The sequence below is a fragment of the Luminiphilus syltensis NOR5-1B genome, assembly GCF_000158175.1.
Classification (GTDB): Bacteria; Pseudomonadota; Gammaproteobacteria; order Pseudomonadales; family Halieaceae; genus Luminiphilus; species Luminiphilus syltensis.
Window position 1 is genome coordinate 1,845,377 of sequence record NZ_DS999411.1, and the last position, 13,481, is coordinate 1,858,857.

Genomic DNA, 13,481 nt, shown 5'->3' on the forward strand with positions numbered 1-13,481 from the left:
CATACTATTTTACGGGATCGGTTCGTGTCTCCGAACGCTGGACGCCTGCATTTTGCTGCTTATTCGGCGAAAATAGTCCTTTTAGCGTCGATTTTTTACCCACTACCCCTATAAGGGGACGTGCACGACCATAAAAACTGAAAATAAAAGTGTTACTTTGTGATCCACATCTGAGTATTTATGTATAATTAAGTAACATTAAGCTGGCCCGCATCGGGCAGAGCGATGTCCGGTTAGGAGGAGGTTTTATGTTTAACCGTATATTCCGCCCCCTCAACACCATCGGCATCTATGCAATCAGTGCCGTCGTTGCTGGGGTAATGGCGTATTCCGTAGTATCAATCGGCTGATCCGAACAGGATTAACCGTAAAATATAAACAAGCGGCCTTCGGGCCGCTTTTTTTATGCCCTCACAGAATGTTGTGGGTTGAGCTCAAATTTAGCGAGCATGCGCATTAGGGCAGCAAAGCGCTTTAGTTCGCGTGCCATCAACGCTAAGGTTAGCGCTGTTTCCTTTGGCCAGTTCCCCGCCCATGACCAGCTTGATTGGTATTATCGCGCTGCCTCTTATTGCCTTGGCGTTCTCCTCTAATTGGCGTGCCGTGCGAATACGCACCGTTGGCCTGGCTTTCTCTTTGCAGGCAATGATAGGCGGGATCGCGCTCTTCACGGACTGGGGTTATGCGGCACTCAAAACCGCTTCCGAATACGTCGGGGTATTACTCGGTTACAGCCAGAAAGGTATCAGCTTCATGTTCGGCGGGCTGGTCGGGAGTGACAGCATCGGTTTCGTATTTGCCTTCAACGTCCTGCCCGTTGTCATTTTTTTCAGTTCGCTGATTGCGGTGCTTTACCACATCGGAGTAATGCAGTGGGTAGTGCGCATCATGGGGGGGGCATTACGCCGTCTGCTGCGTACCAGCCATACCGAATCGCTGTCGGCGGCGGCCAATGTGTTCGTCGGCCAGGCGGAGGCGCCGCTGGTTGCTCAACCCTATATTGCCGGTATGACGACCTCGGAATTGTTCGCCATTATGGTGGGGGGGATGGCATCAATCGCGGGATCGGTTATGGCCGGTTATGTGGCTCTGGGCATTCCGCTTGAGTACCTGCTCGCCGCCAGCTTTATGGCCGCGCCCGGTGGCTTACTCATGGCAAAACTGCTTGAGCCCGAGACTCACCGGCCGGTAGAGCCGGAAGCCGACGATAGCGTATCTGCCGAAGGTTATGTCAACGTGGTCGATGCCGCGGCCACGGGCGCAATGAACGGAATGCAGATGGCCGCAGCTATTGCCGCCATGCTGATCGCGTTCATCGCGCTGATTGCGATGATCAACGGTATTTTTGGCTGGGTGGGAGGGCTGTTTGGCTTCGCAGATCTGACACTCGAAGGTATGCTCGGGACGCTTTTTCAACCACTCGCTTTTATTCTTGGCGTGCCCTGGGAAGAGGCCGATCTCGCGGGCAGTCTGATTGGGCAGAAATTGGTGCTCAACGAATTTGTCGCTTACGTCGCCTACATGGATATCGCCGATTCGTTTTCGCCGACCGCTCAGGCGGTGGTGATCTTCGCACTCTGTGGCTTTGCCAACTTGTCATCAATCGCTATTCTGCTTGGGGGATTGGGCGCGGTTGCACCAATGCGTAGAGATGAGATCTCACGTTTTGGATTCCGAGCGCTATTGGCGGCGACGCTATCCAATTTGATGAGTGCTGCACTCGCCGGCTTTTTTGTATCGCTCGCGGCGTGATCAAACCTGAGAACTGAGGATTATTGTGACTGACAGGGTACTTCCGCTCATCTCCTATGGGGATGCGAACTGCGGTGTGCGGTTCGTTGCATCGCTGCGTGATTACGGCTTCGCGGCGCTGATTGATCACCCCCTGGACATGCAACGGGTGCGGCGGATATACAGCGAATGGCAGACCTGCTTTCGCGATGGTGGCGCCGAGGCCTACGCGATGGACCCCGAGCGTCAGGATGGCTACTTTTCTACCGAGCGCGCTGAGCACGCCAAGGGGTTTAACGACCGCGACTTCAAAGAATATTTCCAGTACTACACCTGGGGCCGTTGCCCGGATGGCTTACGTCAGGACCTGGCGGATCATTTCCAACAGGCGCTGGATGTGGCATCAAGCCTGCTTTCCTGGGTCGAGCGATATGCTCCCGAGGACGTTGTGGCGCGATTCAGTGAATCGTTACCGGCAATGATTGCGGGTAGTCAGCAATCCATGCTCCGGGTGCTGCATTATCCGCCGGTACCCGAGGGGCGCTCGGTTTTGCGCGCTGCTCCCCACGAAGACATTAATCTGCTCACCCTGCTGCCCGCGTCGGATGGTCCTGGTCTTGAAATATTGCAGCGCAATGGCGAATGGCTGACGGTGCCCAACCGGGAAAATCAGGTGTTGATCAACATCGGTGACATGCTGCAGGAGGCATCTGGTGGCTATTTTCCGTCGACGACACACCAGGTGTCTCCGCCTTCCGGGGACGACATTCGTAAGGGCCGAATGTCCTTGCCGCTTTTCCTTCACCCGAGGCCGGAAGTCGTGCTGTCGGAGCGATACACGGCCGGCAGTTATCTGAGCGAGCGTCTTGGGGAGTTGGGTGTAGTTTCTTGATGAGGAACTCTCGAGAACGCATTTCGAGGCTGATGGTAAGGGCTCACGCGGAGCGGTATCGCTGTTGCAGCGCCGAAGAGCGCCGGGCCCTATGAGATCGCTAATCGCGGTTAGGGATTGCTTCGCTGTGACCAAGCGGGTTCTGGGAGTAGTGCGGTGGTGCAGTCTGGTCTGTTCTTTTGGTCTAAGCGGTGCGGTTTTCGCCGAGACGGCGACCATTGCCGTGGCGAGTAATTTCGCGGTTCCAGCACGAGCCATTGCCGATGCGGTCGAAGCCAATTCCGGACACCGCTTTCACATCGTGGTCGGCTCAACGGGAAAGCTGTACGCGCAGATTGTTAACGGGGCGCGTTTTGACGTCTTTCTCGCCGCTGATGTTGAGCGGCCCCAGGCGTTGTTTGACCGCGGCTTTAGTGCATCAGGGCCCCCCCGGATTTTCGCGCGCGGTCGTCTTGCGGTTTGGATACCGGGCGCCCAACATCCTGACGAAGAGACGGTGACTACTTTCAAGCCCGAGCACGTCGCTATCGCCAATCCAGCACTGGCCCCCTATGGCCGCGCCGCGATGTCAGCATTGAACGCGCTGGGGCTGGATCAGCGCTGGCGGGAGCGGCTGGTGAAGGCCGAGTCGGTAGGAGGGGCGTTTACGCTGGTGGCCTCCGGTAGTGCGGATCTGGGGTTCGTCGCCTTGTCGAGCTTGCTGGCTTACGGTGCCGATCCGGCTGAATTCTGGCGAGTACCTGACCATGCATATACTGCTATCGAACAGGCGGCGATTGTATTGCTGCCCGGTGCCGAAAACCCCGCCGTCCATGCCTTTATGCGGGCGTTCGAGGGCGATGTTTATTCACAGTTAATGGAGCAGTGGGGCTTCGCCCCCGTTACGCCATGATCGATTGGTCGCCGGTTTTCTTGAGTCTTCACCTGGCCCTGGTCAGCACAGTAGTGCTATTCCTCGTGGGTACGCCATTGGCCTGGTGGTTGGCGCGCTCACGCTCGCGCTTTCGCCCAATCACTGAAGCGATTGTTGCCCTACCGCTGGTATTGCCTCCCACCGTACTTGGATTTTATCTGCTGATCCTGCTCAATCCACAGTCGGCGATTGGTGGTCTCTGGGTCACTGTTACTGGAGGCAGCCTGACTTTTTCCTTCAGCGGTTTGGTGGTGGCCTCGGTGTTGTATTCCTTGCCGTTTATGGTGCAACCGCTGCAAACGGCATTTTCCGGAGTCAGTAGCGCGCTCCTTGAGGCGGGTGCAACCCTCGGTGCGTCCCCTGCGGATTGCTTCAGGCATGTCGTGGTGCCGATGAGTCGACGCGGTTTCCTCGCCGCGGGCGTGCTCAGTTTCGCGCATACGCTGGGTGAATTTGGTGTGGTGCTTATGATTGGCGGCAATATTCCGGGGGAAACGCGGGTGCTGTCGATCGCGATTTACGAGCATGTGGAAACCCTCGATTACGCGAGCGCGCACACGCTCGCGGCGGGCTTACTGTTTTTTTCGTTTCTGGTGCTGCTCGTGGTCTATGCCAGCAATCGACGGTCTCTATATGACCACGGTGATGCCGCATGACACTTGAGGTCGATATCCGGGTGTCTCGCGGTGATTTTTCATTGTCTGTGAAAAGCGAATTGGAGGGTTCTGGCATCCTCGGTGTCTATGGTCCCAGTGGCTCCGGAAAGACCTCATTGCTGCGCTCCATTGCGGGTCTTGAGAAGAATGTGAGCGGAAGCATCATCTTTGCGGGTGAGCACTGGCTTGATACGCAAGCCGGCGTTTTTGTGCCTGCGCACCGGCGAGCGGTGGGCTTTGTGTTTCAGGATGCGCGGTTGTTTCCCTTTACCGATGTCGCTGGAAATCTCGACTTTGCTGACAGCAGAAGCCGAGATGCTCACTCGAGTATTACGCGGGAGCGCGTTATCGAAGCGCTTGATCTGTCACCCCTGCTGCATCGCGGCGTGGCGGGGCTCTCCGGGGGCGAGCGACAACGCGTGGCGATGGGACGGGTGCTGCTGTCTCGGCCCGCCGTGTTGTTAATGGATGAGCCATTGTCTGCCCTCGACCAGCAGCGAAAAACCCAGTTGCTCCCCTATATCAGTCGTCTCGCGGGTGAATTCGGTCTGCCTGTGGTTTATGTATCGCATCAACTCGATGAGCTGGCCGCTATTGCCAATACGCTGCTGGTACTCGACGCTGGCGACGTGATTGCCCAGGACTCGATATCAACGGTTCTTCAGCGTTTGGATATTTCCGTTTTCGACCGCCATAACGCCGCGGTATCCGTCTTTGACGGCGAGGTCCTCGTGCAGAATCATCGCTTGAAAACGACGATGCTGGGTATGGGTGAGCAGCGTCTGACCGTGCCTCAGGTTCAGGCCGAAGTCGGTGCGCGCCTGCGACTCCAGTTTGCTGCGAAGGATATCGCGCTTGCCATGGCGATGCCCGAGTCGATTTCCATCAGGAACCGGTTTCCAGGCCATGTGATGGAGGTCCAGGAGGACAGTGAGTCCGCGTATGCGGATGTGCTGGTGGACATCGGTGCTGGTGTGCTGCGTGCCCGCATTACGCGAGAAGCGCTGCAGTCGCTGGGGATTGAACCGCAATGTTCCATTATCGCGCTGGTGAAATCTGTATCGATTGAAGAGGCATTACCCCTTGCCTGATACTGGGTTTCGTTACATTACCCACCGATAGAATAGCGTCGCAAAAAAAAGCCGCCCGAAAGCGGCTTTGGTGATAACGGTGGTTTAGAAACTGTAACCGACGTTGATCTGGTACACCCAGGGGTCGATATCGACGCTGTCCACGGTGATGATTGTGCCGAGATCGCGGTTGGTAATTTCGGCTTCAGTGTCGATTTCAATCCAGCGCACAGACGCATTGAGATGCCACTGGGCATCAATCGCGTAATCAAAGCCCGCGGTAAATGCCACGCCGAGAGAATCATCAAGCTCCATTTCAAGCGGCACCGGGCCACCGGCTCCCGCGAGATCGCCCACCAGCGCTTCAAGATCTCCGGAAACACTCTCGCTGAAGAACGTAGTGTAGTTGATGCCCACACCCAAATAGGGTTTGAACGCATCCGTCGATCCGGCGATATACCAGACGGCACTCACCGTCGGTGGTAGGTGCTTGGTATCACCAACAGGTGCCGTGCCCAGCCCCGCGCCACCCAGATCCGCGCTGATATCGTGTTTGAACGGGGTGGAGGCGAGCAATTCCAGACCGAGGTTGGCGGTAAACATGTAGGTAGCCGTCAGCCCCAGTTGAGTGTCGTCATCGACGTCAACACTCGTATCGGGAATGGGGCCAAGACCCAGGCCGGGAATGGCAATGGGGTCGCTGTCTCCGTTGGGGTCGACCATTGCCGCCCCCGCGCGCACGAAGAAGTCGCCGGGCTCATAGGCGAATGCTGGCGCTGACAGGAGCGTAGCGCTGGCAATAGTGAGTGTTGTGAATAGTGTTTTCATGGTGACTTCCCCTTAGATCGATCGTCTTGCTTGTGCTGCCGAGGTCCGCCCCCGACTTTGTCTACTTTCTGTCAGTGTAAAGCAGTGCCGCCATAAACCCCTATGTATATTGTGGATATTATCCATGCCCCTGAGGCATAACAAGGATTTCAGCATACCCTGTTAAAAAGTCAAATTTGCCCTCGCCCAAAATGCTCTTCCCGGTTCATTCACCTGAATTTGAGTTGGGTCAAAAGCATTGCCGCGATTGAGGTGTTGCGAGTAGTTACGGTTGAGCAGATTATCCACGCCAGCCTCCAGCGTCAGGGTGTCGCTGGCCTCGAAGCGCCCCATAAGATTGATCACCGACCAGCCAGGCGTCTGGCGAATATCCAGTCCCTGTCCGGGAATGCCTGTGGCCGAATTAAGGTCAACACGGGATTGTCGCGCTTCGGACAGCATTTCGCCGGAGAAAACCCAGGGGCCCTCCTGAAATTCCAGCCTGGCGTTTAACGATAGCGGCGGGGTCTGCGCGATGGCGCGATCGTCCGACGTGTTTTCCGCGTGCACATAGGCAACGCCCACGGTGGCACGCCAGGCACTACCGAACGCCCTGGACAGCTGCGCCTCGCCACCGAACAGAGCGGCATCGACGTTGCGATAAATAGTGGCGTTGTCATTGGTGGCGGTGAAGCGATCCCTGAGAATATAGTCGTCCACCCGGTTGTAGAACAGGGATGCCTCGAAAGAGCCTCGAGGTTTGCGTTGAAGTAGGCCAATTTCGAGGGAGCGATGACGTTCAGAGTCGATACCCGGGTTACCAACCCAACGGCTGCTGGGGGTAGCTCCATTCGAGGCGAGATAGCGTTCGGTGGCATCGGCGGCGCGCATGGTTTGCGAGATGGCGACATAACCGGAGGTGTACGGTGATCCCAGCTCCCGCTCGTAGCGGAGCAGCGCGCTGAGGTTGTCATCGGTATCTTCGCTCTCAGTCGCCAGCCCGTAGTACCGGTCGTAGAGCGCGCTGGGACTGAGCGCCATCCCCGGTGGGTCAACGCTGGCATCGGCAATTTCTGAACGAATACGATCGTAGCGCAGACCAGTAATGACGCGACTTTGGTTGTCCAGCGGGTGAATCGCTTCCGCAAATACGCCCCACTGCCCGATGGTGGCATCGGGCCACAGTACCGAGTTCAGTTGCGTCCCGGACTCCCGTGCGAGCGAACGACGGGCATCGCGATTGTTGTGCTGGATATCACTGCCGACTTTCCACTCGGTAGTCCCCACAGTGAAGTCTGCTACCAGACGTCCGCCAGCGGTGACTGACTGCGAGGGGACGAAGGCACGCATCATGCCGGCGGGGCGCAATGAAAAATTATCCATGAGGTGGCTGACATCGGAGTGGTAGGCCGAGAAATAGACCGCCGACAACGGACCGAATCCTGCGCTGTTTTCGGCCTTGATTTGCCATGTGCGGTTGGTGGCATCCGGGGAGTCCATTCCGGCGCCGGCAAACAGGGCATCTTTGGTCTGCTGTCGATCGAAGCTGATATCTATACGGCTGTCCGCCGACGGATAAAATCCCACGATCGCGGCGATCGAATTATCCTCATAACTGGATCGGATCCGTTCACCGTCGCCGTCTTCGAAGTTACCCGCGTCGTTGACCCCGAAGAGGAGGCGTGCAAAACCCGTAGCGTTGCCCGCGGCAATATCGCCATTGAGTGACTGGGTTTCGCTATTGCTCCGATAGCCCGCACTGAGGTTTCCGCGCAGGGCGAGGTCATGGCCGAAGCGCTCGGTTCTTCGTTCGAACAAAATGGTCCCGCCCGGACCGCCGCCGCCGTATTGCAGCGTCTGCATTCCACGAATAACCGTTAGCGATTCGAAGTTTCCGCTGGGTGCATAGGAGGTCGGTGGATCCATGCGATTGGGACAGCCACCGTGGATGTAGGCACCGTCGATGAGTACGTTGATTCGATTCTGACTCAGACCCCGGATACTGGGATCGGTGCCGTGTCCACCCATACGAGAGCCGGATAGCCCCAGACTATCGCGCAACAGCTCACCGGTTTCTCTTCCCGGCGCAATATCGGCTGCCTCTTTTCGCGAAATAGTGGGTGGCATGGCCTGAGCGACCACAGAAACTGACTCAATGGCGTCGGGAGATGTTTTTGAAGAATCGTCCTGCGCGAGCGCCATACTGCCCGCAAACGCAAGACAGAGCGCAAACGCCGGTGAAAGCGTGGAATTCATGGTAGTGCCTCATTGGTCTGAAAAGGGGTTTGGAGTGAGTTCAGACCAGAGGAGGCGCGCGAGGCGAGTGCGGAGCAAAAAGGTTGTCAAGGGAGACCTCAGGTATCGATAGTATCGATTTACCCGGGCTCGGTAACACGAGCTGATGTGCCTTTACCGCACTGATACCGCTCGAGCTCAGGATGTCGACGAGTTCGAGTGCCGGACACCGCTCTTCGTCAGTATCGCCCAGTAAAGCGGGCATATTGACGTCGATTTGCGTTTCACCCTGAAGGGTGCAGAGCACGACGGTGACGGTTTGGCCGTGATGATTCTGGTGGGAAAGCTGCGGCGCGGTAAAAAACCCCAGCGAGAATTGCATCAGCAGTCCTGCAAGCAATACCCACCCGCCGAGCTGTTTGCTCGATGGTGGTTGGACGGTTAGGGTCCGCAGCAGGGTAGAGTGATTTCGCACGCGGCGATTCTGCACCAATGCGCGGGGTTCTGCACCTGGTTTTTTGATAGGCATCGGTGATTTTCAGGGCAACACAATATTTTTTTAAAAAAAAAGTGTAAGAAACTGGTTTGCCGCGACGACTAATACGGTGACAGTACACTGAGTACTGCACCATCAACCTACTGGAGAATGACTATGAATAAGACAACCACAAGTGCAGCATTGGCTCTGGCGTTGGGCGCGGCACTGAGCAGCGGCGGCGTGATGGCCGATGGTCACGGCGAAAAGGGCGCGAAAGAGAAGTGCTATGGCATCGCTCTTGCGGGCAAAAATGATTGCGCGGCGGGCCCCGGTACCTCTTGCGCGGGCAGTTCAACGCGCGATTATCAGGGTAATGCGTGGAAACTGGTCCCCGCAGGCACCTGTGAGACTACCGAGTCAGCGTCATCACCGACCGGCTACGGTCAGCTCGATGCTTACGACGACGGCAAATAATTCGCAATCCACCCGGGGGCTTGAGTCATGGTTCAGCCGCGAGTGACGCCGAATCCGGTCGCCGAGGAGCGATCAGGGTTACCCGGTGTCGCCGGGGTAGGACTCAAGCCCGCCTATTTCGACACGGTTCTCGATCAAAACCCGGGACTGGGTTTTTTTGAAGTACACGCGGAAAATTATTTTGTCGACGGGGGGCCTCTGCACCACTACCTCGGTCAAATTGCCGCGCGCTATCCCTTGTCCATCCATGGTGTCGGACTTTCCATTGGCGGTGAATCGGCACCCGATCGCGTTCATCTGCAGCGGCTTGGCGCACTGTTGGACCGGTACACGCCAGCGCTGTTTTCCGAACATCTGGCCTGGTCCAGTCACGGCCCATATTTTTATAACGATCTGTTGCCACTGTGCTATGACAACACAAGTTTGCTCCGCGTCTGTGAGCACATCGATCAGGTACAAAGCTACTTGCAGCGGCCGCTGTTACTGGAAAATCCATCGACCTATATCGAGTGGGGTGATTCCAACTGGTTCGAACCTGAATTTGTGGGAGAGGTGATTCAGCGAACCGGCTGTGGATTGCTGCTCGATGTGAATAACGTCTATGTCAGCTGCGTCAATCACGGCTGGGATCCGCTGGATTATATGGCGCGATTACCCACTGCCATGGCGGGGGAAATTCACTTGGCGGGGTTCGCTGAAGACAGCGATGCCCTCGGCGACAGGCTGCTCATTGACGACCACGGTCACGCCGTCGCCAATCCCGTATGGTTTCTCTACCAACGCATCATCGATGAGAGGGGCCCCATTGCGACACTCATTGAGCGCGATCAGGATCTACCGTCATTTCAATTGTTGGTCGAAGAGGCCGCCAAGGCGCAGGCGATCCTCGATGGGGCAATGGGTTCCAGGCCGTGAGCTCACAGGCTGACTTCACACGGATGCTACGCAATAATCGCGAGCGATTGCCCGACCACTTCGTTACCTGGAATCGATCGGACCCGTCGGTGCGAGTCGATGTTTATCGCAATACGGTACTGTCATCATTGATAGAGGTTTTACTGGCTACTTTTCCGGTGACCGCCGCTATTGTAGGCACAGATTTTTTTCGTGCCATGGCCGGGGAGTTTGTGGCGGTTTCGCCGCCAACGGGACCGGTGATGGCGGAGTATGGTCGGCGTTTTCCGCATTTTATTCGCGACTTCGAGCCAGCCTCCGGTTTGCCTTATCTGGGGGATATGGCGGATTTTGAAATGGCACGGCTTACCGTGATGAATGCATGCGATGCGAACGGTATGGAAGCGCGCGTTTTCCACGAGTTGCTCGCCGATCCCGATAGGCTCCTGGAAATATCGATCGAATTTATCCCCGCATCGAGACTGATTCGTTCGAAATTTGCCCTATTGAGTCTATGGCAGGCACATCAGCACGATTCAGTGCAGAATATATCTCTCGCGGGTATTGATCTTGCACAGGGGGAAAATGCCTTGATTGCACGATCCGAGTGGACGGTAACTGCACTGCCATTATCGGAGGCGGGAGCAGCCCTGTGTCATCGGCTCATGGAGGGCGATACGCTGGGTGCCGCGATTGATAAAGTCTCCCCAGACAACGCCGCCCTGGATGAGACTCTGCTTGTTCTGATTCAGTCAGGAGTGGTGGCTGGATTTACACATCAACAATAGGAATTCGTAGCCATGAATACGGTAGTGACCGAAGGAAACAAGATACTCAATGCGCTCACCAATATATTGGCCAGCATTCCGGAGAGCGTGATTGCTCTGCTCGGCCGTTTTTCAGTGGCGGCGGTCTTTTGGCAATCGGGGCAAACCAAAGTGGATAACTTCACCATTAATATCCTGACGGGTGAGTTTGATGTGGGTATCCCCGCGCTCAATGACAGTGTGGTTTACCTGTTTGAGTATGAATATGCATTGCCGCTGATTCCCGCCGAGCCTGCGGCAATCCTGACCGCAGTCGCAGAGCATGTACTACCCCTTTTACTACTGCTGGGACTGGCGACGCGATTCGCCGCGTTTGGTCTTTTTCTCATGACGCTGGTTATCCAGATTTTCGTTTACCCGGATGCCTATGCGCTGCATGGAACCTGGGCCGCTATTTTGATGTGGCTTATGTCACGCGGGGCCGGCGCGCTTTCTTTTGATGCGGTGTTGTCCCGACGATGAATGACCCCTGCGTGATCAGCAGGTTACACTGGTTACCGATGCTCGTCGTGGATCGACGGTGCGAAGTCGGCGGGTGGAGCAGGCGGCATGGTGCAGGGCCAGAACAGCATGGCGGAATCAGGGGCTACCGCCGCTATTTTTGCGGCAAACAATACGAATTTTATTGCTGCACTGAGACAGCAAATGATGGGCTATGCCGCGTCGTGTCTCAGTGACCCGCAGGGAGCAGAGGATGCGGTTCAGGACGCGTTTATCGCCGCTATGAAAGGTGCCGATACCTTTCGTGGCAAAGCGGCGTTCAAAACCTGGGTATTCGCCATATTGCGCAACAAAATAGCCGATCAGCTCAGGCAGCGGCGACGGGTTGCCGACCGCGAGCAGCTCGATGACGTCGAGGGCTCCGTCGATGAATTTTTCGATCGCTCAGGTCATTGGCTGGGAGCGGCCAAGCCTGCGCCCTGGAGCGATCCCGAATCGGCGGGGAACAATGCCGATTTCTGGCGGGTGTTTCAGCACTGCATGGACGATATGCCACCGAAGCAGGCGCAGGCTTTTATGATGCGAGAAATGCTGCAGCAGGAATCGGCATCCATCTGTGAGGAATTGGGAATCACGCTCAGCAATCTCAATGTATCACTGCATCGAGGTCGATTGCGGCTGCGGGATTGTCTCGAGCAGTGCTGGTTCGAGGGGGATAGCCATGCTGAACTGCCATAATGCTACCCAGCTCATGTCTGAGAGTCAGGATCGACCGCTGACTCGTCGCGAGCGCTGGGGTTTGGCGTTCCACACGGCGATGTGTGGCGCCTGTCGGCGTTTTCAGTCGCAGGTCGCTGTGTTGGGTGGTTTATCGCGGCAGTTTCTCGATGCCGACGTGCCCACCAAAAGTGACACCCCGGACGTCAGTGACTCCCCTCATGGCTCATCACCGCCGGGTCAGTAGTATCCCCAATTCACTGATTTCTGCCACCGGGTGCGGTGAAGTCACGGTATCGCTACCCCATTCCCAGCGCTGATCCGGAAATAGCTCGTACATCTCATCGATAGCGCAATGGAACGGTGGCCCGTCTTTAATCGACGTTTGCATGAATAGCGCGGCCAGTACCCCGCCGGGCTTCAGCCAGCGATAGAGCGCCTCGGCATAGGCGGCGCGTTTGTCGGGGTTGATGGCGCACAGACAGGTTTGTTCGTAGACCAGATCGGCGTGTTGTTCGGGTCGCCACTCGCATACGTCGGCGTGCTCGACACAATGCCTCGATTGCGCAACCCCCAGCGCGCGCTCTTGAAAGGCGATCGCCGATTCGGCGATATCGAGGGCCGTCACACGGTAGCCATAGTCCGCGAAGACAATAGGCTCCGGGGAGCGGCCGCACCCGGGCACGATGACCGATGCCGATCCTGAAGCAGCGAGTTGTTTAAAGGTATCGGACCAGTGCGAGAACGCAGGATTGAGCTCGCCGCGTTCCCATCCGGTGGTTTGCGAACGGTAAAGCGACTCCCAGTCAACGCCGGCCTCATTCATGTTTGCGAGCTTTTTTCAGTAAAAGGAGGGGCTTAGCCATTGCCCAAGCCCTGCTGCAAACTCCGGTAGCCTCCGCCATTGATCACGTGTTGGTAACCTTCCGATTCCAGCGCCGCCTTGGCTTTACCCGAGCGATTACCGCTGCGGCAGTACACTACGATGACATCGTCTTTTTCAAGCCCGAGTTTTGCAACGCCGTCAACAATGGCGCCGTGACCGATCCGTGTTGAATGTTCAATATGCCCCCCGGCGTACTCTTCGGCGGTCCGGACATCGATCAACGCGGCGCCTTCTTTGATGGCGTCGACTGCCGAGGCCATTTCCGCACCTTCGGATAGACAGGCCGAGAGCAAAAAGGCCACAACTAACAGGCTGGTGCGAACCGATTTCCGCATGTCGAATCTCCGAGGGGTCTGGCTTCCGATCCTGAACGATCCATTATGGGCGGTCAATTGATGCGTGTCTTACTGACTTGGGCAGGCGGCGCCTTTGATCAACCGTATTCCAGCAAACTGCCGCG

Annotated in this window: 16 protein-coding genes; 11 read left to right on the forward strand and 5 right to left on the reverse strand. The window is 56.6% G+C overall.

What is annotated here, in order from left to right; genetic code table 11:
- Window positions 1–534: 534 nt before the first annotated feature.
- The 5 genes from NOR51B_RS08330 (at window position 535) to modC (ending at window position 5,283) form a co-directional block, all read left to right on the forward strand.
- Window positions 535–1,752 carry a NupC/NupG family nucleoside CNT transporter gene (locus tag NOR51B_RS08330; RefSeq protein WP_009019976.1) on the forward strand — a complete coding sequence of 406 codons (1,218 nt, stop codon included), beginning with the start codon at window positions 535–537 and terminating at the stop codon, window positions 1,750–1,752.
- A gap of 25 nt (window positions 1,753–1,777) precedes the next feature.
- Window positions 1,778–2,623: a 2OG-Fe(II) oxygenase family protein gene (locus NOR51B_RS08335; RefSeq protein WP_230198430.1), complete on the forward strand. Its 846-nt coding sequence runs from the start codon at window positions 1,778–1,780 to the stop codon at window positions 2,621–2,623.
- A 127-nt stretch (window positions 2,624–2,750) separates the two neighbouring features.
- Window positions 2,751–3,515: a molybdate ABC transporter substrate-binding protein gene (modA, locus tag NOR51B_RS08340; RefSeq protein ID WP_009021238.1), complete on the forward strand. Its 765-nt coding sequence runs from the start codon at window positions 2,751–2,753 to the stop codon at window positions 3,513–3,515.
- Entirely contained in the window at window positions 3,512–4,192 is a 681-nt protein-coding gene (gene modB, locus NOR51B_RS08345; protein ID WP_009021020.1) for a molybdate ABC transporter permease subunit, read from the forward strand. Before modA ends, modB begins: the two co-directional genes overlap by 4 nt.
- Window positions 4,189–5,283 (forward strand): molybdenum ABC transporter ATP-binding protein, encoded by a 1,095-nt coding sequence (modC, locus tag NOR51B_RS08350; RefSeq protein WP_009021445.1) that lies wholly within the window; start codon window positions 4,189–4,191, stop codon window positions 5,281–5,283. The genes modB and modC overlap by 4 nt, the downstream gene beginning before the upstream one ends.
- A gap of 84 nt (window positions 5,284–5,367) precedes the next feature.
- Here the strand turns inward: modC and NOR51B_RS08355 are convergent, their stop codons facing one another.
- From NOR51B_RS08355 to NOR51B_RS08365, 3 genes are all read right to left on the reverse strand, one after another.
- Complete coding sequence (locus NOR51B_RS08355; protein ID WP_009020646.1) at window positions 5,368–6,090, reverse strand: OmpW/AlkL family protein; 723 nt, start codon at window positions 6,088–6,090, stop codon at window positions 5,368–5,370.
- 162 nt (window positions 6,091–6,252) lie between these two features.
- On the reverse strand, window positions 6,253–8,325 hold the full coding sequence (locus tag NOR51B_RS08360; RefSeq protein WP_009019852.1) for a TonB-dependent copper receptor: 2,073 nt from the start codon (window positions 8,323–8,325) through the stop codon (window positions 6,253–6,255).
- Window positions 8,326–8,365: 40 nt separating this feature from the next.
- Window positions 8,366–8,686, reverse strand: coding sequence for a hypothetical protein (locus NOR51B_RS08365; RefSeq protein ID WP_009020691.1), 321 nt, complete (start codon window positions 8,684–8,686; stop codon window positions 8,366–8,368).
- Window positions 8,687–8,956: 270 nt separating this feature from the next.
- On the opposite strand from NOR51B_RS08365, the gene NOR51B_RS08370 reads away from it, so the two are divergent.
- From NOR51B_RS08370 to NOR51B_RS08395, 6 genes are all read left to right on the forward strand, one after another.
- Window positions 8,957–9,256 carry a BufA1 family periplasmic bufferin-type metallophore gene (locus NOR51B_RS08370; protein WP_009019886.1) on the forward strand — a complete coding sequence of 100 codons (300 nt, stop codon included), beginning with the start codon at window positions 8,957–8,959 and terminating at the stop codon, window positions 9,254–9,256.
- A gap of 27 nt (window positions 9,257–9,283) precedes the next feature.
- Window positions 9,284–10,171, forward strand: coding sequence for an MNIO family bufferin maturase (gene bufB / locus NOR51B_RS08375; RefSeq protein ID WP_009020911.1), 888 nt, complete (start codon window positions 9,284–9,286; stop codon window positions 10,169–10,171).
- A complete protein-coding gene (locus tag NOR51B_RS08380; protein WP_154647645.1) occupies window positions 10,168–10,938 on the forward strand; it encodes an HvfC/BufC N-terminal domain-containing protein in 771 nt (256 codons plus the stop codon). Before bufB ends, NOR51B_RS08380 begins: the two co-directional genes overlap by 4 nt.
- Window positions 10,939–10,950: 12 nt before the next feature.
- Window positions 10,951–11,439 carry a DoxX family protein gene (locus NOR51B_RS08385; protein ID WP_009020138.1) on the forward strand — a complete coding sequence of 163 codons (489 nt, stop codon included), beginning with the start codon at window positions 10,951–10,953 and terminating at the stop codon, window positions 11,437–11,439.
- Between the two features lie 87 nt (window positions 11,440–11,526).
- Window positions 11,527–12,156 (forward strand): sigma-70 family RNA polymerase sigma factor, encoded by a 630-nt coding sequence (locus NOR51B_RS08390; protein WP_009020972.1) that lies wholly within the window; start codon window positions 11,527–11,529, stop codon window positions 12,154–12,156.
- A complete protein-coding gene (locus NOR51B_RS08395; RefSeq protein WP_040481953.1) occupies window positions 12,140–12,382 on the forward strand; it encodes a zf-HC2 domain-containing protein in 243 nt (80 codons plus the stop codon). Before NOR51B_RS08390 ends, NOR51B_RS08395 begins: the two co-directional genes overlap by 17 nt.
- Here NOR51B_RS08395 and NOR51B_RS08400 read toward each other — a convergent pair.
- A complete protein-coding gene (locus NOR51B_RS08400; protein ID WP_009021382.1) occupies window positions 12,365–12,961 on the reverse strand; it encodes a methyltransferase domain-containing protein in 597 nt (198 codons plus the stop codon). The two genes, NOR51B_RS08395 and NOR51B_RS08400, sit on opposite strands and share 18 nt — an antisense overlap.
- A 32-nt stretch (window positions 12,962–12,993) precedes the next feature.
- Window positions 12,994–13,356, reverse strand: a complete 363-nt coding sequence (locus NOR51B_RS08405; protein WP_040481954.1) for a rhodanese-like domain-containing protein — start codon at window positions 13,354–13,356, stop codon at window positions 12,994–12,996.
- Window positions 13,357–13,481 lie beyond the last annotated feature (125 nt).